The 19,674-nt window shown below is 69.5% G+C and carries 19 protein-coding genes; 4 read left to right on the top strand and 15 right to left on the bottom strand.

Going from position 1 to position 19,674, the window contains the following annotated elements; all coding sequences use genetic code 11:
* Positions 1-19 precede the first annotated feature (19 nt).
* Positions 20-901: an A/G-specific adenine glycosylase gene (locus tag F1C12_RS06375; protein ID WP_185277953.1), complete on the top strand. Its 882-nt coding sequence runs from the start codon at positions 20-22 to the stop codon at positions 899-901.
* Positions 902-917: 16 nt separating this feature from the next.
* On the opposite strand, the gene F1C12_RS06380 is transcribed toward F1C12_RS06375, so the two are convergent.
* The 5 genes from F1C12_RS06380 to nusA form a co-directional block, all read right to left on the bottom strand.
* Positions 918-1,211: a YciI family protein gene (locus F1C12_RS06380; protein ID WP_185277954.1), complete on the bottom strand. Its 294-nt coding sequence runs from the start codon at positions 1,209-1,211 to the stop codon at positions 918-920.
* 3 nt (positions 1,212-1,214) lie between these two features.
* Positions 1,215-1,652: a 30S ribosome-binding factor RbfA gene (gene rbfA, locus F1C12_RS06385; RefSeq protein WP_185277955.1), complete on the bottom strand. Its 438-nt coding sequence runs from the start codon at positions 1,650-1,652 to the stop codon at positions 1,215-1,217.
* 72 nt (positions 1,653-1,724) lie between these two features.
* On the bottom strand, positions 1,725-4,499 hold the full coding sequence (gene infB, locus F1C12_RS06390; RefSeq protein ID WP_185277956.1) for a translation initiation factor IF-2: 2,775 nt from the start codon (positions 4,497-4,499) through the stop codon (positions 1,725-1,727).
* 80 nt (positions 4,500-4,579) lie between these two features.
* Complete coding sequence (locus F1C12_RS06395; RefSeq protein ID WP_308458003.1) at positions 4,580-4,951, bottom strand: YlxR family protein; 372 nt, start codon at positions 4,949-4,951, stop codon at positions 4,580-4,582.
* Positions 4,952-4,966: 15 nt separating this feature from the next.
* Positions 4,967-5,974 (bottom strand): transcription termination factor NusA, encoded by a 1,008-nt coding sequence (nusA, locus tag F1C12_RS06400; RefSeq protein WP_179607001.1) that lies wholly within the window; start codon positions 5,972-5,974, stop codon positions 4,967-4,969.
* A 109-nt stretch (positions 5,975-6,083) separates the two neighbouring features.
* Here nusA and F1C12_RS06405 point away from each other — a divergent pair, with 109 nt between their 5' ends.
* The gene (locus F1C12_RS06405; protein WP_185277958.1) at positions 6,084-6,866 is read left to right on the top strand and encodes a DUF1206 domain-containing protein; all 783 of its coding nucleotides are present in this window, start codon (positions 6,084-6,086) and stop codon (positions 6,864-6,866) included.
* A 65-nt stretch (positions 6,867-6,931) separates the two neighbouring features.
* Here the strand turns inward: F1C12_RS06405 and F1C12_RS06410 are convergent, their stop codons facing one another.
* The 4 genes from F1C12_RS06410 to F1C12_RS06425 form a co-directional block, all read right to left on the bottom strand.
* Entirely contained in the window at positions 6,932-8,953 is a 2,022-nt protein-coding gene (locus tag F1C12_RS06410; protein ID WP_185277959.1) for an ABC transporter ATP-binding protein, read from the bottom strand.
* Entirely contained in the window at positions 8,950-10,683 is a 1,734-nt protein-coding gene (locus F1C12_RS06415) for an ABC transporter ATP-binding protein (protein WP_185277960.1), read from the bottom strand. The genes F1C12_RS06410 and F1C12_RS06415 overlap by 4 nt, the downstream gene beginning before the upstream one ends.
* Entirely contained in the window at positions 10,674-11,327 is a 654-nt protein-coding gene (locus F1C12_RS06420) for a TetR/AcrR family transcriptional regulator (protein WP_258046148.1), read from the bottom strand. The genes F1C12_RS06415 and F1C12_RS06420 overlap by 10 nt, the downstream gene beginning before the upstream one ends.
* Before the next feature lie 76 nt (positions 11,328-11,403).
* Positions 11,404-12,375, bottom strand: a complete 972-nt coding sequence (locus F1C12_RS06425; RefSeq protein WP_185277961.1) for an aldo/keto reductase — start codon at positions 12,373-12,375, stop codon at positions 11,404-11,406.
* A 132-nt stretch (positions 12,376-12,507) separates the two neighbouring features.
* On the opposite strand from F1C12_RS06425, the gene F1C12_RS06430 reads away from it, so the two are divergent.
* Complete coding sequence (locus F1C12_RS06430) at positions 12,508-13,005, top strand: methylated-DNA--[protein]-cysteine S-methyltransferase (RefSeq protein ID WP_185277962.1); 498 nt, start codon at positions 12,508-12,510, stop codon at positions 13,003-13,005.
* Positions 13,002-13,667, top strand: a complete 666-nt coding sequence (locus tag F1C12_RS06435) for a DNA-3-methyladenine glycosylase I (protein ID WP_185277963.1) — start codon at positions 13,002-13,004, stop codon at positions 13,665-13,667. Before F1C12_RS06430 ends, F1C12_RS06435 begins: the two co-directional genes overlap by 4 nt.
* A gap of 308 nt (positions 13,668-13,975) precedes the next feature.
* Here the strand turns inward: F1C12_RS06435 and F1C12_RS06440 are convergent, their stop codons facing one another.
* Genes F1C12_RS06440 through atpA form a run of 6 tightly spaced genes read right to left on the bottom strand, consistent with a single transcriptional unit; the run spans position 13,976 to position 19,651 of the window.
* Positions 13,976-14,776 (bottom strand): YaaA family protein, encoded by an 801-nt coding sequence (locus tag F1C12_RS06440; protein WP_185277964.1) that lies wholly within the window; start codon positions 14,774-14,776, stop codon positions 13,976-13,978.
* Positions 14,777-15,334, bottom strand: coding sequence for an AAA family ATPase (locus tag F1C12_RS06445; protein ID WP_185277965.1), 558 nt, complete (start codon positions 15,332-15,334; stop codon positions 14,777-14,779).
* A 2-nt stretch (positions 15,335-15,336) separates the two neighbouring features.
* Positions 15,337-15,597 carry a F0F1 ATP synthase subunit epsilon gene (locus tag F1C12_RS06450; protein ID WP_185277966.1) on the bottom strand — a complete coding sequence of 87 codons (261 nt, stop codon included), beginning with the start codon at positions 15,595-15,597 and terminating at the stop codon, positions 15,337-15,339.
* Between the two features lies 1 nt (position 15,598).
* Entirely contained in the window at positions 15,599-17,062 is a 1,464-nt protein-coding gene (atpD, locus tag F1C12_RS06455; RefSeq protein WP_185277967.1) for a F0F1 ATP synthase subunit beta, read from the bottom strand.
* A gap of 25 nt (positions 17,063-17,087) precedes the next feature.
* A complete protein-coding gene (locus F1C12_RS06460; protein WP_185277968.1) occupies positions 17,088-17,987 on the bottom strand; it encodes a F0F1 ATP synthase subunit gamma in 900 nt (299 codons plus the stop codon).
* A 26-nt stretch (positions 17,988-18,013) separates the two neighbouring features.
* The gene (gene atpA / locus F1C12_RS06465; RefSeq protein WP_185277969.1) at positions 18,014-19,651 is read right to left on the bottom strand and encodes a F0F1 ATP synthase subunit alpha; all 1,638 of its coding nucleotides are present in this window, start codon (positions 19,649-19,651) and stop codon (positions 18,014-18,016) included.
* Positions 19,652-19,674: the final 23 nt, after the last annotated feature.

The raw sequence follows: 19,674 nt of genomic DNA on the forward strand, positions 1-19,674 counted from the left end.
CACCCGATACCCTCGAAGAATGCCCGACGCGGACAATCCCGACGCGTTCGCCACAGCGGTGGTGGACTGGTACCACGCCAACCGCCGCGACCTCCCCTGGCGCCGCGACGGCTTCACCGCGTGGGGCACCCTGGTCAGCGAGTTCATGCTGCAGCAGACCCCGGTGGCCCGCGTCATCCCGCGACTGGAGGAGTGGCTGACCCGCTGGCCGACGCCCGCCGACCTCGCCGCCGTCCCGCCCGGGGAGGCCGTGCGCGCGTGGCAGTCGCTCGGCTACCCGCGCCGCGCCCTCTGGCTGCACGCGGCGGCGGTCGCCATCACCGAGCGTCACGGCGGCGTGGTTCCCGATGACGTCGAGGCGCTGCTCGCGCTCCCGGGCATCGGCGACTACACGGCGCGCGCCGTCGCGGTCTTCGCCTACGGCGCGCACCATCCCGTTGTCGACACCAACGTGCGCCGCGTCATCGCCCGCGCGGTCGACGGCCAGGGCGAGCCCGGGCCGCCGGGCCGACGCGACCTCACGGCCATGTCGGCGCTGCTCCCCGACGACCGCCCGGCGGCCGCGGCCTTCAACGCCGGGATGATGGAGCTCGGCGCGATCGTGTGCGTCGCCCGCGCGCCGCGCTGCGAGGAGTGCCCGCTGGCGGCAGCCTGCGCCTGGCGGGCGGCGGGCTACCCCGCGTACGACGGCCCGCGGAAGGCCGTCCAGAAGAAGTACGAGGGCAGCGACCGGCAGGTGCGCGGCCGCATCCTCGCGGAACTGCGCGGCTCGCACATCCCGGTCACAACTGCCGAGCTGGAGGACGTCTGGCCCGACGCCGAGCAGCGCGACCGCGCCCTCCGCGGGCTGGTCGCCGACGGCCTCGCGGTCGCGGAGGGCGACGGCTACACACTGCCGTGACGCAGCCGGAAGCCGCTCAGGACTCCGCGAACACGAGCGGATCCCAGTCCAGGATCCGCGACCGGTAGACCAGCCCCTCGGTGAAGAACGGGTCGCCGTCGCGGAACCGCTCGGCGGCCTCCCGCGACCGGAACACGGCCATCGACCCCTGCGTGCCCGGATCGCCGAACGTGCCGATCATCAGCACGTCGCCGGTCTCCGCCGCGAAGGCGTCGAGGTAGGCCTTGTGCCGCGGGTACGCCTCCACGATGCGCTGGAAGCGCTCGGGAGTGTTATCGGGGTCGGCGTCGTAGAACGAGACGGCGTACATCCGTCAGTCCTCCTCGTCGTCCTCGCGCGGCTTCACGTACGGGTCCTCGTCGCCGGCGTAGCTGGCGCCGGCCGCGAGTCCGGCCACCTCGGTGTCGCGCTCGTGCGCCTGGCGCAGCAGGTCCTCGATGTGGGCCGCGTTCTCCGGGATGGCGTCGAGCTGGAAGGCCAGCGTCGGCGTCAGCCGCGCGGTGATGTTCTTGCCCACCTCGCTGCGGAGCATACCGGTCGCCGCCTGCAGGGCCGCTGCCGTGTCGGCGCGCTCCTGGTCGGTGCCGTACACCGTGTAGAACACGGTCGCGTGCTGGAGGTCGCCCGTCACCTGCACGTCGGTGATCGTCACGAAGCCGAGCCGCGGGTCGCGGAGGCCGCGATCCAGCCGCTTGGCGATGATGACCTGGATTCTGTCCGCGAGCTTCCTCGCGCGTGCCGGGTCGGCCATGGGGTCCTCCTTGGATGTTCTGCCGGAAGCCGAAGGCCCGGCGGTCTCCCGCCGGGCCTCACATGCTACCGATTACGCGCGAGGCTTCTCCCGCATCTCGGTGGTCTCGATCTCGTCGCCGACCTGGATGTCGTTGTACTTGCCGAGGCCGATACCGGCTTCGAAGTCCGTACGCACCTCGGTGACGTCGTCCTTGAACCGGCGCAGCGACTCGATGGCGAGGTTGTCCCCCACCACGACGCCGTCGCGGATGACGCGCGCCTTGGCGTTGCGCGTGATCGTTCCGGACCGGACGATGACACCGGCGATGTTGCCGAACTTCGAGGAGCGGAACACCTCGCGGATCTCGGCCACACCGGACTGGACCTCTTCGAACTCGGGCTTGAGCATGCCCTTGAGCGAGTTCTCGATGTCCTCGATGGCGTTGTAGATGACCGAGTAGAAGCGGACGTCCACACCCTCGCGGGCCGCACGCTCGCGCGCCTTCACGTCCGGGCGGACGTTGAAGCCGATCACGATCGCGTTGTCGATGGTCGCCAGGTCGATGTCCGACTCGGTGATCGCGCCGACGCCGCGGTGCAGGATGCGGAGGCTGACCGACTCGTCGACCTCGATCTTCATGAGCGACTCCTCCAGCGCCTCCACGGCACCGGACACGTCGCCCTTGATGATGAGGTTGAGCGCCTCGACCTTGCCCTCTTCCAGAGCGCGGGTGAAGTCCTCGAGCGAGATGCGCTTGCGGGCCTTCGCCAGCTGCGCGTTGCGCTCGGCGGCCTCGCGCTTCTCGGCGATCTGCCGGGCGGTGCGGTCCTCCTCGGTGACGATGAAGGTGTCGCCGGCGCGCGGGACGCTGGAGAGACCCTGCACCTGGACCGGGCGCGACGGCGCCGCCTCGAGGACGGGCTCGCCGTTCTCGTCGGCCATCGCACGGACGCGGCCGTACGCCGTGCCCGCGACGATCGCGTCGCCGACGCGCAGCGTTCCGGACTGGATCAGCACGGTCGCCACGGCGCCGCGGCCCTTGTCGAGCTTCGCCTCGATCGCGACACCGCGCGCGTCCTTGTTCGGGTTGGCGCGCAGGTCGAGCCCGGCGTCGGCGGTCAGCAGGACCGCGTCGAGCAGGGAGTCGATGCCGATGTCGTTGCGGGCCGACACGTCGACGAACATGACGTCGCCGCCGTACTCCTCGGCGACCAGGCCGAACTCGGTGAGCTGCTGGCGCACCTTGGCCGGGTTGGCCTCCGGCTTGTCGATCTTGTTGACCGCGACCACGATCGGCACGTTCGCCGCCTGGGCGTGGTTCAGCGCCTCGATGGTCTGCGGCATGATGCCGTCGTCCGCCGCGACCACGAGGATCGCGATGTCCGTGACCTGCGCACCGCGGGCACGCATGGCGGTGAACGCCTCGTGACCCGGGGTGTCGATGAAGGTGATGGCACGCTCGATGCCCTCGTGCTCCGTCCACACCTGGTAGGCGCCGATGTGCTGGGTGATGCCGCCGGCCTCTCCCGCGACGACGTTCGCGTTGCGGATGGCGTCGAGGAGGCGCGTCTTACCGTGGTCGACGTGACCCATGACGGTGACGACCGGGGGCCGGATCTCGAGGTCCTCGTCGGACTCGCCCTCCAGCTCGGCGTCGAGGTCGATGTCGAAGCCCTCGAGCAGCTCGCGGTCCTCGTCCTCGGGCGAGACGACCTGGATCTTGTAGCCCAGCTCCTCGCCGAGGATCTGGAAGGTCGCCTCGTCGAGCGACTCGGTCGCGGTCGCCATCTCGCCCAGGTGGAAGAGGACGGTGACCAGCGACGCGGGGTTCGCGTCGATCTTGTCGGCGAAGTCCGAGATGGAGGAGCCACGGCGCAGGCGCACGACCGTGCCGCCGTCGCCGCGGGGAACGCTCACGCCGCCCAGCGACGGAGCTTCCCTCATCTCGAATTCCTGGCGCTTCGCGCGCTTCGACTTGCGGGCCTTGGACTTGCCGCCGCCGCGGCCGAACGCGCCGGCCGTGCCGCCGCCGGGACCACGGCCGCGGCCACCGCCGCCGGCCGGACGCGGAGCGCCGAAGCCGGTGCCCGTGCCGCCGCCGGGGCGCTGGAAGCCGCCGCCCGCACCGCCACCGGCGCCGCCGGGACGCTGCTGGAAGCCGGGACGACCTCCGCCGCCGCCCTGGCGCTGGCCGGGACGGTTGCCGCCGCCCTGGCCGGGCGCGCCGATGCGCGGCGAGCCGGGGCGCGGCGGGGCCGGACGCGGGATGTTGCCCGGGCTCGGACGCGAGCCCATGCCCTGGCTGGACGAGAACGGGTTGTTGCCCGGCCGCGGGGTGCTGGGCCGCTGGCCCATGCCCTGGCTGGACGAGAACGGGTTGTTGCCCGGACGCGGGGCGCCGGGACGCGGGATGCTGCCGGAGCCGGAGCCGGAGCCACCGCCGGAGGCGGGGCGCGGCGAGGCCGGCTTGGCGGCGTCGGTGGTCGCCTTCGCGGCGGGAGCCGCCTGCGCGGCCTGCTCGGCAGCGGCCTTCTCGGCGGCGGCCTTCTCGGCAGCGGCCTTCTCGGCGGCGGCCTGACGCTCGGCCACCGAGAGCGGCGCCTGCGGCTTGGGTGCGGCGGACTCGCCGGACGCCTGCGGGCGCGGCGCGGCCGGGCGCGGGGCCTCGGCCTTGGGCGCCGACGCCTTGTCGGCGGTGAAGCCTTCAGCCTCCAGGGCGGCGCGCAGCTTGCGCGCTACCGGCGGCTCGATGCTCGAGGACGGGCCCTTGACGAACTCGCCCATCTCCTTGAGTTTCGCGAGCGCGACTTTGCTGTCGACGCCGAGCTCGCTCGCGACCTCGTGTACGCGTGGTTTTGCAGCCACAATTCTCCTGTCTGGGGCCCACCCCGGACAGGGCAGGCGTTAGTTGCGGACGGCACTCATTTCGAGCCGCTCATTTGTTGTCACTCATGTGAAGTCACTGCTTCTTCAGCCTGTTCTCTCAAAGCCATCCGGGGTCGCAGTGCGGCCCGGACGGCCGTCGGGTCGAGCGCCCCATCCGCCCTCAGCGCCCGCCCGAAGGCCTTGCGCTGGAGTGCGAGGTCGAGACACTCGTCGACCGGATGCAGCCACGCGCCCCGTCCGGGGAGAGTGGCGGACGGGTCCGCCACGAGTTCCGAATTCCGGAGTACGACCCTCAGAAGAGAGGATCGGGGAGCGCGAGAACGGCATCCGACGCACGTTCTGACGGCTTCCATCTTACCCCTCACGCATCTCTGCGCCGAATCAGGACGGAGCGCCGCCTCTTCGGACAACGCTCCGTCCCCGCTTCGCATTCCCTCGGTCGGCTGTTACTTCTCGTCCAGGATCGAATCGGGCTGGATGTCGATCTTCGCGCCGGTCAGCTTCGCCGCGAGGCGTGCGTTCTGGCCTTCCTTGCCGATCGCGAGCGACAGCTGGTAGTCGGGAACGAGCGCGCGGACGGCCTTCAGCGACTCGTCGATCACGAACGCGCTGGTCACCTTGGCCGGCGAGAGCGCGCTCGAGACGAACGTCGCGAGGTCGGGCGAGTAGTCGACGATGTCGATCTTCTCGTTGTTCAGCTCAGCGGTCACCGCGCGAACGCGCTGGCCGAGCTCGCCGATGCAGGCGCCCTTGGCGTTCACACCGGGCTCGGTGGCGCGCACCGCGATCTTGGTGCGATGGCCGGCCTCCCGGGCGAGCGAGACGATCTCCACGATGCCGCTGGCGATCTCCGGGACCTCCAGCGCGAACAGCTTGCGGACGAGCGCCGGGTGGGTGCGCGAGACCGTGATCGACGGGCCCTTGGCGCCCTTCGCCACGCTCGTGACGTAGACGCGGATGCGCGAGCCGTGCGTGTACTCCTCGCCCGGCACCTGCTCCTCGGGCGGGAGGATGGCCTCCACGCTGCCCAGGTCGATGTGCACCATGCGCGGGTTCGGTCCCTGCTGGATGACGCCGGCGACGATGTCGCCCTCCCGGCCGCGGAACTCGCCGAGCACCGCGTCGTCCGCGATGTCGCGCAGCCGCTGGTTGATCACCTGCTTGGCGGCGAACGCCGCGATGCGGCCGAAGTCGCTCGGGCTGTCCTCGGCCTCGCCGATGACGTTGCCCTCTTCGTCGCGCTCCGGGACGTAGACGGTGACATGCCCCGTCTTGCGGTCCAGGTGGACACGCGCGGCGGGCGGCTGGTCGCTGTGCCCGTGGCGGTGGTCGGCCTGGTTGGTGTGCTTCAGATATGCGGTCAGGATCGCCTGCTCGATGATCTGCACCAGCTCATCGAACGGGATCTCCTTCTCGCGCTCCATGAGACGCAAGACGCTGAGGTCGATGTCCATGCCGGCCTCCTCTATTCAGATCTTCGCCGCCGCGCGATGGCGCGGCGGACTCAGCTATCTACGGTACCCGAGATTCCGAGCGTCCGGGACCCCGGGTACCGTGCAGGGCATGAGCACGCCAACCCGAACAGCGTCGAAGCTCCAGCACAGCGCCACGGTGCGTGCCCTCACCCGCGTGGGACTGGCCTCGATCGGCCTCCTGCACATCCTGATCGGCGTCATCGCACTGGCCGTCGCCGCCGGCGCCGGCGGCCAGGCCGACCAGTCCGGCGCCCTGCAGGCAGTCGCGTCGGTGCCGGGCGGCGTCTTCGTGCTCTGGGTGATCGTGATCGGCCTCGTCGTGCTGGCGCTCTGGCAGGTGCTGGTCGCCTTCACCGTGCAGGGTGCCGGCAAGAAGGCGCTGGAGGTCGTGAAAGCCGTCGTCTACGGCGGGCTCGCGTACCTGACGATCACCATCGCCACGGGCGGCGGCCACAACACGTCATCGAGCGACAAGTCGGCCAGCGCGCGCCTGCTCGCCCTCCCAGGCGGGGTCTTCGTCCTGGCGCTGATCGGGCTGGTCGTCGTCGGCGTCGGCGTCGGCTTCATCCGCAACGGCGCGACGCACCGCTTCGAGCGCGACCTGAAGCTGCCGCCGGACCGCTGGGCGGGCGCGATCACCGTGCTCGGCCGCGTCGGCTACATCGCGAAGGGCGTCGCCCTGGTGCTGGTCGGCGGGCTGGTGGTCACGGCCGCGATCACCTTCGACCCGTCGAAGGCGTCCGGCCTCGACGGCAGCCTCAAGACGCTGGTGAGCGTCCCGTTCGGGGTGGTGCTGCTGGTGCTCATCGCCGTCGGGCTGCTCGCGTACGGCCTGTTCTGGTGTGTCCGGGCCGTCCGAGCCCGCCTCTGACCCCGCACATTCGTGCCGAATGTCGACTTTCGCGTCGCGAAAGTCGACATTCGGCACGAATCGGATTACGCCTCCTCTTCCGCGGGCGCCGCGAACTGTGCGTTGTAGAGCGTGTAGTACGCGCCGCCGCGGGCGAGCAGCTCCGAGTGGGTGCCCTGCTCCACGATCCGGCCGGCCTCCATCACGAGGATGAGCCCGGCGTCGCGGATCGTGGACAGCCGGTGCGCGATCACGAACGACGTGCGGTCGGCGCGCAGCGCGCTCATCGCCTTCTGCACCAGCAGCTCGGTTCGGGTGTCGACCGAGGAGGTCGCCTCGTCCAGGATGAGCACGCTCGGCCGCGCGAGGAACGCCCGCGCGATCGTGAGCAGCTGCTTCTCGCCGGCCGACACGTTCGAGCCCTCGTCGTCCAGCACCGTGTCGTAGCCGTCCGGAAGCGAGTGCACGAACCGGTCGACGTAGGTGGCGCGCGCCGCGTCCAGGATCTCCTCCTCGGTCGCGTCCGGGCGGCCGTAGGCGATGTTCTCCCGGATGGTGCCCTTGAACAGCCAGGTGTCCTGCAGCACCATCCCCATCCGGTCGCGGAGGTCGTGGCGGGTCATCGACGCGATGTCGACGCCGTCGAGGGTGATCCGGCCGGAGTCCAGGTCGTAGAAGCGCATCATCAGGTTGACCAGCGTGGTCTTGCCCGCGCCGGTCGGCCCGACGATCGCGACGGTCTGTCCCGGCTCGGCCACCAGCGACAGGTCCTCGATGAGCGGCTTGTCCGCCACATAGCGGAACGACACGTCCTCGAAGGCCAGCCGGCCGCGGGTGCCGTGCGGGCTCTGCGGCTCGGCCGGGTCGGGGCTCTGCTCCTCGGCGTCCAGCAGCTCGAAGACCCGCTCGGCGCTGGCGACGCCGGACTGCAGCAGGTTGGCCATCGACCCGAGCTGCGTGAGCGGCTGGGTGAACTGGCGCGAGTACTGGATGAACGCCGTCACGTCGCCGAGCTGCATCGCGCCGTTGGCGACCTGGAGGCCGCCGACCACCGCGATCGCGACGTACATCAGGTTCCCGACGAACATCATCGACGGCATGATCAGACCGGAGATGAACTGCGCGCCGAAGCTCGCCTGGTACATCTCCTGGTTCTTGGAGCGGAACCGCTCCTCCACCTCGCGGTGGCGCCCGAAGACCTTCACGAGCGAGTGGCCGGTGAAGGCCTCCTCGATCTGCCCGTTCAGCTCGCCGGTGTTGCGCCACTGCGCGACGAACAGCCGCTGCGACCGCTTGGCGATCAGCATCGTGACCACGAGGGTCAGCGGGATGGTGATGAGCGCGATGACCGCCAGCAGCGGGGACACGACGAACATCATCACCGTCACGCCGATCACCGTCAGCAGCGAGGTGAGCAGCTGGCTCATCGTCTGCTGGAGGGTCTGCGAGATGTTGTCGATGTCGTTCGTGACCCGGCTGAGCAGCTCGCCGCGCTGCATCTTGTCGAAGTAGGTCAGCGGGAGGCGGTGGATCTTGGCCTCCACGTCCTGGCGCAGCCGGTACACCGTGCGCTGCGTGATCCCGTTGAGCACGTAGCCCTGGAGGTACGCGAACAGCGACGACGCGATGTAGAGCGCCAGCACCCACATCAGCACGTGGCCGACGGCGGTGAAGTCGATCCCCTCGCCCGGGGTCAGCGTCATCCCGGAGATGAGGTCGGCGAGCTGGCCCTGCCCGTTCGCCCGGAGCCCTGCGATCGCCTGCGCCTGCGTGATGCCCTTCGGGAGCTGGGCGGAGATCGCGCCGGCGAACACGAGGTTGATCGCGTTGCCGAGCAGCTTCGGCCCGAGAACCGCGAACACGACGCTGACCACCGCGAGGACCGTGACGAACACGATCCCGATCCACTCCGGCCGCAGTCGCGCGGCGAGGCGCTTGGCCGACGGGCCGAAGTTCATCGACTTGTCGCCCGGCATCGTCATGCCGCCGAACGGGCCGCCGCCCGGGCCGCGGCGGACGGGGGTCCGCACGGGGGCCTGCTGGGCGGGAGCCTGCCGAGCCGGAGTCTGCTGGGTCGCGCCGCCACGGGCGCCGTCTGCGCGGCTCATGCCGCCTCCTCCGCGGTGAGCTGCGACGAGACGATCTCGGCGTAGGTCGGATTGGTCTCCACGAGCTCGGCGTGCGTGCCTCGGCCGACCACGTGGCCGTCCTCGAGCACGACGATCTGGTCGGCGTCCACGATGGTCGACACCCGCTGGGCCACGACGATCATCGTGGCCTCCGACTCGTTGCGGGCGAGCGCGCTGCGCAGACGGGCGTCGGTGGCGGTGTCGAGCGCGGAGAACGAGTCGTCGAAGATGTAGATCTCCGGCCGGCGCACGAGCGCGCGGGCGATCGCGAGGCGCTGCCTCTGGCCTCCGGAGACGTTGGTTCCGCCCTGGGCGATGGCCGCGTCGAGCTTGTCCGGCATCTCCTCGACGAAGCCCTTCGCCTGCGCGATCTCCAGCGCGCGCCAGAGCTCGTCGTCGCTTGCGTCCGGGTTGCCGTAGCGGAGGTTGCTGGCGACCGTCCCGGAGAACAGGTACGGCTTCTGCGGGACGAGCCCGATGCGCGACCAGAGCAGCTCGGGGTCGAGCTCGGCGACGTCCACGCCGTCCACCAGCACGATGCCGCTCGTGGCGTCGAATAACCGGGGTATGAGGTTCACCAGCGTCGTCTTGCCGGCCCCGGTGCTGCCGATCACGGCGGTGGTCTTGCCGGCCTCGGCGAAGAACGTCACGTCGTTCAGGACCGGCTGCTCGGCTCCCGGGTAGGAGAAGCCGACGCCGACGAACTCGACGGTCCCGCGGGCGGTGACCTCGGTGATCGGGTTCTCGACGGCGCCCACCGACGGCTCGGTGTTCAGCACCTCGCCGATGCGGTCGGCGCAGACGGCGGCGCGCGGCACCAGGACCGCCATCATCGTGGACATCATCACGCCCATCAGGATCTGCGCGAGGTACTGCAGGAACGCGGTCAGGGTGCCGATCTGCATCGATCCGTCGGCGACCCGGTACGCGCCGAACCAGATCACGGCGACGCTGGACACGTTCAGCACCAGCATCACGATCGGGAACATCAGCGCGAACAGCCGCCCCGCCCTGATGGCCGTGTCGGTGACCAGGTCGTTGGCGACGGTGAACCGCGCAGTCTCGACGTCCTCCCGCACGAACGCGCGCACCACCCGGATGCCGGTGAGCTGCTCGCGCAGCACCCGGTTGACCCGGTCGATCCGCTCCTGCATCTTGCGGAACAGCGGGACCATCCGGACGATGATCATGCTCACGGCGATCAGCAGCACGGGCACGCTCACCGCGATCAGCCAGGAGAGCTGGAGGTCCTGCCGCATCGCCAGGATGATGCCGCCGATCGCGAGGATCGGCGCCGACACCAGCAGCGTGCAGGTCATCAGCACCAGCATCTGGACCTGCTGCACGTCGTTGGTGTTCCTGGTGATCAGCGAGGGGGCGCCGAAGTGGGTCACCTCGCGCTCGGAGAACTCGCCGACACGGTGGAAGATCGCGCCGCGGAGGTCGCGGCCGACCAGCATGGCCACCTTCGCGCCGAAGTAGACGGCGGTGATCGAGCAGGCGATCTGGACGACCGTCACGCCGAGCATCTCGGCTCCGGTCGACAGGATGTAGCCCGTGTCGCCCTTGGCGATGCCGTTGTCCACGATGTCGGCGTTCAGCGTCGGCAACCACAGCGACAGCAGCGACTGGGCGAGCTGGAAGAACACCACCCCGATGAGCAGCGGCCAATGCGGCCGGAGGTACCGGCCGAGGAGTTTCAGGAGCATCCGGGCTCTCCCTGGTCTGCCGCGTCCGCGGCGGTCGTGGCGGGTGTGGTGGGTGTGTAGATCGCGAACGGCCGGCCTGCGACGCCCACGAGGGCGATCCGGGCGAGGTCGTCGACGCTGAACTCGATGCCGTCGTTCAGTGCGGGGAACGCGGACGAGAAGCTGATCAGGCGCAGGATGTGCGCGACGCGGTCCGGGGGCCAGTTAAGCTCATCGGCCTCCGGCGCGAGGATGCGCGCGATGATGGCCGCGAACTCGGTGCGCTCCTGCGGGATGGGCGGCCGCTGGTGACCGACCACCGACATGATCCGCATGACGCTCTGGAAGCGCTCGCGCAGCAGGTAGACGATCGCGCGGACCTTGTGCTCGAGCGGGAGGCCGGGGTCGATGGAGCGCAGCGCCTCGCGCAGCGGCTCCGGGTCGAGGAACTTCTCGACCGCGGCCTGGACGAGGGTCTCCTTGTCGCCGAACGCGCGGAAGATCGTCCCCTCCGCGATCCCGGCGGCGTCGGCGATCTGGCGCGAGGTCACACCGCGGCCGTGCTCGATGAGCAGCGGGATGACCGCGTCGATGATCATCGCCTTGCGATCCTCCGGCGGCAGCGGCTGCGCGCGGTTGCGCGTCGTCTCCAACTCGGTTTCCACGTAGGAATCGTAGGTGGAGTGAGTGCTCACTCACAACGCCGAAGCTGTTCGCCCTGAGCGAACAACCCCCGGCGGCTCAGCGGTCGAGCGGGAAGAAGCCCGAGATGGTCGCCACGTCCTCCGCCGTGGGCGTCCACGCGGTGGCCGCCTCGGCGTTCGCCACGATCTGCTCCGGACGGGTCGCGCCGGCGATCACGCTGGTGAGCCCGGGCTGGGCGAGCAGCCAGGCGAAGGTCGCCTGCAGCATCGTGACGCCGCGCTCGTCGCAGAACGCCTGGTACCGCTCGATCGCATCCCACGGCGCGTCGTCGAGCAGGTGCTTGCGGATCATCATGATGCGGCTGTCCGCCGGACCGCCCTCGCGGCTGAACTTGCCGGTGAACAGCCCGTTGTAGAGCGGGAAGAACGGCAGGAAGCCGAGACCGTACGCGTTGACGGCGGGCAGCACCTCCCGTTCGGCGCCGCGGACCAGCAGGCTGTACTCGTTCTGCGACGAGATGAACTTCGGGTGGCCGGCGAGCCGGGCGGTGAACTCGGCCTCCGCGATCTGCCAGCCGGCGAGGTTCGAGTGGCCGATGTAGCGGATCTTTCCCTCGGCGATCAGGTCGTCCAGGGTCTCCAGCGTCTCCTCGATCGGGGTCACGGGGTCGGGGTGATGCAGCTGGTAGAGGTCGATCCAGTCGGTGCGCAGCCGGCGCAGCGACGACTCGACGGCGAGCCGGATGTAGCGACGGGAGCCGCGCACTCCCCAGTCGGGGCCGTTCGCGCCGGCCATGTCCATGCCGAACTTCGTCGCGAGGACGATCTTGTCCCGCTTGCCTTCGAGGGAGGCTCCCATCAGCGTCTCGGAGAGCCCGCGTTCCTTGCCGTAGATGTCGGCGGTGTCGAAGAACGTCACGCCGGCGTCGATCGCGGCGTCGACGACCGCGTCCGTGCCCTCCTGGGTCTCGGTGGCCGTGCCCGCGCGGCCGAAGTTGTTGCAGCCGAGGCCGATCGTGGAGACGATGAGGCCGGAGTCGCCGAGGGTGCGGTATTCGATGTTCGCCATGCTGTCGAGTCTAGGCAGCGTCCGGGGGCGCATCGGACCAATTCGTCCTCCACAGAAGACCCCGGAATGCGACTTGTCCCCAATGTCCGATTTCCGCGAGTGACTGTCGGTGGCCGCCCGTAGAGTCGACCCATGAGCAGTTCCACGATCTTCCTCCTCCGGATGCCGAGCCCCATCGGCCGCATCGAGTTGACCGGCGACGGCGACGCCGTCACGTCCCTCTCGATCGCACGCGACGACGTGCTCCCCCACGACGACCTCCCCGAGAACCGCGACGCCGTGCTCGAGAACGCGGCCACGCAGCTCGACGAGTACTTCGCTGGCACGCGCCGGGAGTTCGACGTCCCCGTCCACCTGATCGGCACTCCGTTCCGCACGGCCGTCTGGGAGCGTCTCACAGCGCTGGAGTACGGCACGCTCACCACCTACGGCGAGCTCGGGCTGTCGCTCGGCCACCCCGGCTACGGGCGCGCGATCGGCGGGGCGGTCGGAGCGAACCCGGTGCCCATCATCGTCGGGTGCCACCGCGTCCTGTCCTCCAGCGGCAAGATCACCGGGTACAGCGGAGGCGAGGGCATCCCCACCAAGCTGTGGCTGCTGGAGCACGAGGGGATCACCCTCGCGGCATGAGCGCTTCCGACACAGAGACGACCTCCCCGGCCGAGCAGACTCGTTCGGGCGAGCCCGCGACCAGCACCCTTCCGGCCGAGACGGTCGTGCGTGCCGCGCTGGTGACCGGAGACGACGGCCGCGCCCGGTGCTCGTGGTCGGCGAACGATCCGGAGTACCGGCGCTACCACGACGAGGAGTGGGGCACGCCCCAGCACGATCCGCGCGCGCTCTACGAGAAGCTCTGCCTGGAGGGCTTCCAGGCCGGGCTCTCCTGGATCACGATCCTGCGCAGGCGGCCGGCGTTCCGCGAGGACTTCCTCGACTTCGTGCCGGAGCGCGTCGCGGCGATGACCGAGGCGGACGTGCAGCGGCTGCTCGGCGACGAACGGATCATCCGGCACCGCGGCAAGATCGAGGCGACCATCTCGAACGCGCGCGCGACCCTCGCCCTCGACGTGCCGCTGGAGGAGCTGATGTGGGGCTTCGCCCCGGCCGGCCCGCGGCCTCGGCCGCGCTCCTGGGGCGAGGTCCCCGCGGTCACCGACGAGTCGACCGCGATGAGCAAGGAGCTCCGGCGCCGAGGGTTCCGCTTCGTCGGGCCGACCACGATGTACGCGCTCATGCAGGCGACCGGGATGGTCGACGACCACTTCGAGGGCTGCTTCCGAGCGGAGGGCTGAGGCGCTCGATCGCGCGCGGACACAAGAGAGTCGGGCCGACGAGGTCGATCCGGGAACCGTTCTCGCTGGTGACGGCGCGTCCGCTCGTGCCCGACCGCAGGCGGAATCTACTGTGCTGCCGCCACACCGGTTCCGGACTCGGCACATCCGTGTGATGTGTCCGCGATCTGCGCGTCGGCCCGACTGGTATGTGGAGTCTTCCGGCGTTCACGGACGCCGGGACTGGCGGGATGTCCCTTCTCTCGTGAGTTGAGCTTATCTCACTTACGCGCCGAACACCATCATCCCGAGCGCTCCGAAGCAGATGTTCAGCTTGCTGAACGCAGCACCGCGCTGAGCTTGCCCGGGACTCCGACGACCTCGGGGACGACCAGGTCGAGCTCCCCCGGACGGTCCACCGATCGCGTCAGCTCGTAGCCCTCGGCGGCGGCCCACGCGAGGAGCGCGTCCGTGGAGGCGAAATCCTCGCCGTGCTCGAGAATGGCACGGGTGAACAGGCCCTTGGCCTGCTTGTTGAAGTGGTTGAGCGCGCGCACCGTCCCGCTTTCGTCGCGCGCCAGCACCCGGAGGTAGTGCACGCCCTCGCGCTCCGGCAGCGGGCCGAGCGCGGCGTAGCCCTCCGACCGGAGGTCGAGGATGACGCCGTCGACCACCGCGAGCTCGGCCGCGCAGACCTCTGCCCAGCGCTTCTTGAGCGTCGGCGACAGTCGCGAGTCGAACGAGAGCCGGTAGGCCGGGATGCGGTCGTCCGCCCGGACGAGCCCCAGCAGCGCGGACTGCACAGCGACGGAGCGTGCGGCGAACCGCCACTGCTCCTCCGTCAGCGACGGCGCGTCGAGCGCGTCGTAGAGAACACCCGTGTAGCGGAGCAACGCGGGCATCGTCTCGGCCCTGCGAAGACCCCGATTGCGGACGATCTCGCTCGCCTGCTTCGGACCCAGCTTCAGCGCCTTCGCCGCAGCCTCCGGAGTCCGCGAGAGCGCGACCGTATCGGCGACGACGCCGCGGCGCGTCGCGTTCAGGGCTGGGAAACCCAAGGACTTCACGGCGAGCGGTGTCGCCTCTCCCCCGTCGCGTTTGGTCTCCGACGGGGGCAGCAGGACGAGCACTCAGCGCTCCAGGAAGGCGAGCGCCGCGTCGATGTTCTCGCCCAGTGGGCGGGAGGTGTCCAAGGTCACCCGCGGCAGCGACGCCGCGGCGCCCTTCCACTCGGAGTAGTCGTCCACGCTCTGCTCGACCTGGTAGGCGGCGATCAGGCCGGTGCGTTTGGCGAGACGCTCCTCGTGCAGCTCGTCGTCGGAGCAGACCGTCTCGACCACGCGCAGCTTCACGCCGCAGCGCTCGGCCAGGTCGCGCCACTGCAGGCGCGCCGGCTCGACGGCGTTGACGGCGTCCACGACGACCGAGTGACCGCTGATGAGCACCTGCTCGGCCATCCGCTCCGCCACCAGGTAGGCGGCGAGGCCGGTGGGCTGGTCGGCGTCGATGCCCGCCTTGAGGATCGCGCCCTCGATCGGGTCCACCGAAATCGCCGTGGCGCCGAGCCGGCCCGCGATGATCTCCGCGATGGTGGACTTGCCCGAACCAGGAAGCCCCGCCGTCACGATCAGCACGGGGACGCGGACGTCGCCGAACTGCCGTTCGAGCGGGGCTTTCTGTTCGGCCATGGTCAGACCAGCTCCGCCTGACGGGCCACGATCGTGACGGTGTTGTTCTCCACGGAGAGGAAGCCGTCGTCGGCCTGCGCCGCGATCGACTCCCCGCCGTTCAGGGTCACGCGCACCTCGCCCTGGGCGAGGATGGCGAGCAGCGGCTCGTGGCCGGGCAGGATACCGATCTGCCCTTCCACGGTCCGTGCGACGACCATGCTCGCCTCGCCCGACCACACTTCGTGGTCGGCGGCGACGACGCTGACGGTGAGGACAGCCATGTCAGCCGTTCTCCTTCTGGATCTGCGCCCACTTCTCCTCGACGTCGGAGATCGGGCCGACGTTGAAGAACGCCTGCTCGGCGACGTGGTCGAACTCGCCCTTGGCGATCGCGTCGAACGACTCGATGGTGTCCTTCAGCGGGACGGTCGAGCCCTCGACACCGGTGAACTTCTTCGCCATGTAGGTGTTCTGCGAGAGGAACTGCTGGATGCGGCGGGCCCGCGACACGGTGATCTTGTCCTCTTCGGACAGCTCGTCGACACCGAGGATCGCGATGATCTCCTGCAGCTCCTTGTTCTTCTGGAGGATCTGCTTGACCGTGGTGGCCACGCGGTAGTGGTCGGCGCCCAGGTATCGGGGGTCGAGGATGCGCGAGGTCGAGGTCAGCGGGTCGACGGCCGGGTACAGGCCCTTCGACGCGATCTCACGGGAGAGCTCGGTCGTGGCGTCGAGGTGGGCGAAGGTGGTCGCCGGCGCCGGGTCGGTGTAGTCGTCGGCCGGCACGTAGATCGCCTGCAGCGAGGTGATCGAGTGGCCGCGGGTCGAGGTGATGCGCTCCTGGAGGAGGCCCATCTCGTCGGCCAGGTTCGGCTGGTAGCCCACCGCGGACGGCATGCGGCCGAGCAGCGTGGAGACCTCGGAGCCGGCCTGCGTGAAGCGGAAGATGTTGTCGATGAAGAGCAGCACGTCCTGCTTCTGCACGTCGCGGAAGTACTCCGCCATCGTCAGCGCGGACAGGGCGACGCGCAGGCGCGTTCCCGGCGGCTCGTCCATCTGGCCGAAGACGAGCGCGGTCTTGTCGAAGACGCCCGCCTCCTCCATCTCGTGGATGAGGTCGTTGCCCTCACGGGTGCGCTCGCCGACACCGGCGAACACCGACACACCGCCGTGGTCCTGCGCGACGCGCTGGATCATCTCCTGGATGAGGACGGTCTTGCCGACGCCCGCGCCGCCGAACAGGCCGATCTTGCCGCCCTGGACGTACGGGGTGAGCAGATCGATGACCTTGATGCCGGTCTCGAAGAGCTGGGTCTTGGACTCGAGCTGGTCGAACGCCGGCGGCTGGCGGTGGATCGGCCAGCGCTCGGTGATCTCGATCTTCTCGCCCGGCTCGGCGTTGAGCACGTCGCCGGTCACGTTGAAGACCTTGCCCTTGGTGACGTCGCCGACCGGGACGGAGATGGGCGCGCCGGTGTCGCGCACCTCGCCGCCGCGGACCAGGCCGTCGGTGGGCTTCAGGGCGATGGCGCGGACGAGGTCGTCGCCGAGGTGCTGTGCGACCTCGAGCGTGATCTCGGTCGACTGCTCGCCGATGGTGATGGTGGTCTTCAGGGCGTTGTAGATGCCCGGGATCGAGTCGTGCGGGAACTCGATGTCGACGACCGGACCGGTGACGCGGGCGATGCGTCCCACGCCGGCCGGCTGCGCGGTCGAAGCCTGGGCTTCGGCGGTAGCGGTAGTCATGATTCGTTCTCTCTCGTTTGGACGATTATTTTGCCGAGCTCAGCGCGTCCGCGCCGCCCACGATCTCGGAGATCTGCTGGGTGATCTCCGCCTGGCGGGCGTTGTTGGCCAGTCGCGTGTAGTCGGTGATGAGCTTGTCGGCGTTGTCGCTCGCGGCCTTCATCGCCTTCTGCGTGGCCGCGTGCTTGGAGGCGGCGGACTGCAGCATCGCGTTGAAGATGCGGCTCTCGATGTAGACCGGCAGCAGCGAGTCGAGCACCGTGTTGACGTCGGGCTCGAACTCGTAGAGCGGCAGGACCTGCGTGCGGTCCGGCTCCTCCATGCCCTCCACGACCTCCAGCGGAAGCAGGCGGACGATCTGGGGCTCCTGGGTCAGCATGCTGATGAAGCGGTTGTAGATGATGTGGATCTCGTCCACGCCGCCGTCGGACGCGTCACGCAGGAAGGACTCGAGGACCGCGTCGGCGACCTCCTTGGCCTGCTCGAATTCGGGGTTGTCCGTGTTGCCCGTCCACACCCGCTCGAACGCGCGGCGCCGGAAGCTGAAGTAGCCCTGCGCCTTGCGTCCGATCAGGAAGTAGACGACCTCCTTGCCCTGGCTGCGCAGCAGCTCGGCGAGCTTCTCCGACTCCTTGAGCACGTTCGAGTTGAACGCGCCCGCGAGGCCGCGGTCCGACGAGAAGATGACGATCGCGGCGCGCTCGATCTTCTCCGGCTCCGTTGTGAGGACGTGCTCGACGTTCGAGTAGGTCGCCACCGCCGACACCGCGCGCGTGATCGCGCGGGCGTACGGCGTGGAGGCGGCCACCCTGGCCTGCGCCTTCTGGATGCGTGAGGCGGAGATCAGCTCCATGGCACGGGTGATCTTCTTGGTCGTCTGGGCAGACCTGATCTTCTGCCGGTAGACCCGAAGCTGTGCTCCCATGTGTCTTCCTCAGTACCTATCCGTGCTCAGCGCTTCGCCTTGACGATGCGCTCCTGGTTGACGTCCTCCGTGGAGCTCGCCTCGAACTCCTCGCGCCCGACCGAGGCGAGCGGCTTGCCCTCGCCGGTCTGGAACTCGAGCTTGAACTTGTCGACCTCCTCGCCGAGCTTCGACACGGTGTCGTCGTCGAGGACGTTCGTGTCGCGCAGGGTGGTGAGGATGTCGGTGTTGCGGCGCAGGTGGTCCAGCAGCTCGGCCTCGAAGCGGAGGATGTCCTCCACCGCGACCTCGTCCAGCTTGCCGTTGGTGCCGGCCCAGATCGAGACGACCTGCTCCTCCACCGGGAACGGCGAGTACTGCGGCTGCTTGAGCAGCTCGGTGAGGCGCGCGCCGCGGGCGAGCTGACGGCGGCTGGCCGCGTCGAGGTCGGACGCGAACATCGCGAACGCCTCGAGCGAGCGGTACTGCGCCAGCTCGAGCTTGAGCGTGCCGGAGACCTTCTTGATCGACTTGACCTGGGCGTCGCCGCCGACACGGGAGACCGAGATGCCGACGTCGACCGCGGGACGCTGGTTGGCGTTGAACAGGTCGGACTGAAGGAAGATCTGGCCGTCGGTGATCGAGATCACGTTGGTCGGGATGTACGCCGAGACGTCGTTCGCCTTGGTCTCGATGATCGGCAGGCCGGTCATCGAGCCGGCGCCCAGCTCGTCGGAGAGCTTGGCGCAACGCTCCAGCAGGCGGGAGTGCAGGTAGAAGACGTCGCCCGGGTAGGCCTCGCGTCCCGGCGGACGGCGCAGGAGGAGCGAGACGGCGCGGTAGGCCTCAGCCTGCTTCGACAGGTCATCGAAGATGATGAGGACGTGCTTGCCGCCGTACATCCAGTGCTGGCCGATGGCCGAGCCGGTGTAGGGGGCGAGGTACTTGAAGCCCGCCGGGTCGGAGGCCGGGGCCGCGACGATGGTGGTGTACTCCATCGCGCCGGCGTCCTCGAGCGCACCCTTCACCGAAGCGATGGTCGAGCCCTTCTGGCCGATCGCCACGTAGATGCAGCGCACCTGCTTGTTGACGTCGCCGGACTCCCAGTTGGCCTTCTGGTTGATGATCGTGTCGATCGCGATGGCCGTCTTGCCGGTCTGGCGGTCGCCGATGATGAGCTGGCGCTGGCCGCGGCCGACGGGGATCATGGCGTCGATCGCCTTGATGCCGGTCTGGAGCGGCTCGTGCACCGACTTGCGCTGCATGACGCCAGGAGCCTGGAGCTCGAGCTCGCGGCGGCCCTCGGTCGCGATCTCGCCGAGGCCGTCGATCGGGTTGCCGAGCGGGTCGACCACGCGGCCGAGGTAGCCGTCGCCGACGGGGACGGAGAGGACCTCGCCGGTGCGGGTCACCTCCATGCCCTCGACGATGTCGTCGAACTCGCCGAGGACCACGACGCCGACCTCGTTCTCGTCGAGGTTCTGGGCGAGGCCCAGGGTGCCGTCCGCGAAGCGGATGAGCTCGTTCGCCATCACGCCGGGGAGGCCCTCGACGTGCGCGATGCCGTCGGACGCGTCGAGGACGTGCCCGACCTCGGTGGTCTCGGCCTTGGCCGGCTCGTACTTCGAGACGAAGTCCTTGAGCGCGTCCCGGATCTCATCGGGGCTGATCTGGATGTCTGCCATCGTTGTTCCCTATCTGGGTTTCT

Source organism: Leifsonia shinshuensis, from assembly GCF_014217625.1.
Classification (GTDB): Bacteria; Actinomycetota; Actinomycetes; order Actinomycetales; family Microbacteriaceae; genus Leifsonia; species Leifsonia shinshuensis_A.

Coding starts and splice junctions, on each gene's coding strand:
- F1C12_RS06425 (WP_185277961.1), bottom strand. CDS start 12,375: ATGGCGAACATCGAATACCGCACCCTCGGCGACTCCGGCCTCATCGTC.
- F1C12_RS06410 (WP_185277959.1), bottom strand. CDS start 8,953: ATGAGCCGCGCAGACGGCGCCCGTGGCGGCGCGACCCAGCAGACTCCG.
- atpA (WP_185277969.1), bottom strand. CDS start 19,651: ATGGCAGACATCCAGATCAGCCCCGATGAGATCCGGGACGCGCTCAAG.
- atpD (WP_185277967.1), bottom strand. CDS start 17,062: ATGACTACCGCTACCGCCGAAGCCCAGGCTTCGACCGCGCAGCCGGCC.
- F1C12_RS06395 (WP_308458003.1), bottom strand. CDS start 4,951: ATGCGAAGCGGGGACGGAGCGTTGTCCGAAGAGGCGGCGCTCCGTCCT.
- F1C12_RS06435 (WP_185277963.1), top strand. CDS start 13,002: ATGAGCGCTTCCGACACAGAGACGACCTCCCCGGCCGAGCAGACTCGT.
- F1C12_RS06415 (WP_185277960.1), bottom strand. CDS start 10,683: ATGCTCCTGAAACTCCTCGGCCGGTACCTCCGGCCGCATTGGCCGCTG.
- F1C12_RS06445 (WP_185277965.1), bottom strand. CDS start 15,334: ATGGCCGAACAGAAAGCCCCGCTCGAACGGCAGTTCGGCGACGTCCGC.
- rbfA (WP_185277955.1), bottom strand. CDS start 1,652: ATGGCCGACCCGGCACGCGCGAGGAAGCTCGCGGACAGAATCCAGGTC.
- F1C12_RS06405 (WP_185277958.1), top strand. CDS start 6,084: ATGAGCACGCCAACCCGAACAGCGTCGAAGCTCCAGCACAGCGCCACG.
- F1C12_RS06460 (WP_185277968.1), bottom strand. CDS start 17,987: ATGGGAGCACAGCTTCGGGTCTACCGGCAGAAGATCAGGTCTGCCCAG.
- F1C12_RS06380 (WP_185277954.1), bottom strand. CDS start 1,211: ATGTACGCCGTCTCGTTCTACGACGCCGACCCCGATAACACTCCCGAG.
- F1C12_RS06430 (WP_185277962.1), top strand. CDS start 12,508: ATGAGCAGTTCCACGATCTTCCTCCTCCGGATGCCGAGCCCCATCGGC.
- F1C12_RS06450 (WP_185277966.1), bottom strand. CDS start 15,597: ATGGCTGTCCTCACCGTCAGCGTCGTCGCCGCCGACCACGAAGTGTGG.
- nusA (WP_179607001.1), bottom strand. CDS start 5,974: ATGGACATCGACCTCAGCGTCTTGCGTCTCATGGAGCGCGAGAAGGAG.
- F1C12_RS06375 (WP_185277953.1), top strand. CDS start 20: ATGCCCGACGCGGACAATCCCGACGCGTTCGCCACAGCGGTGGTGGAC.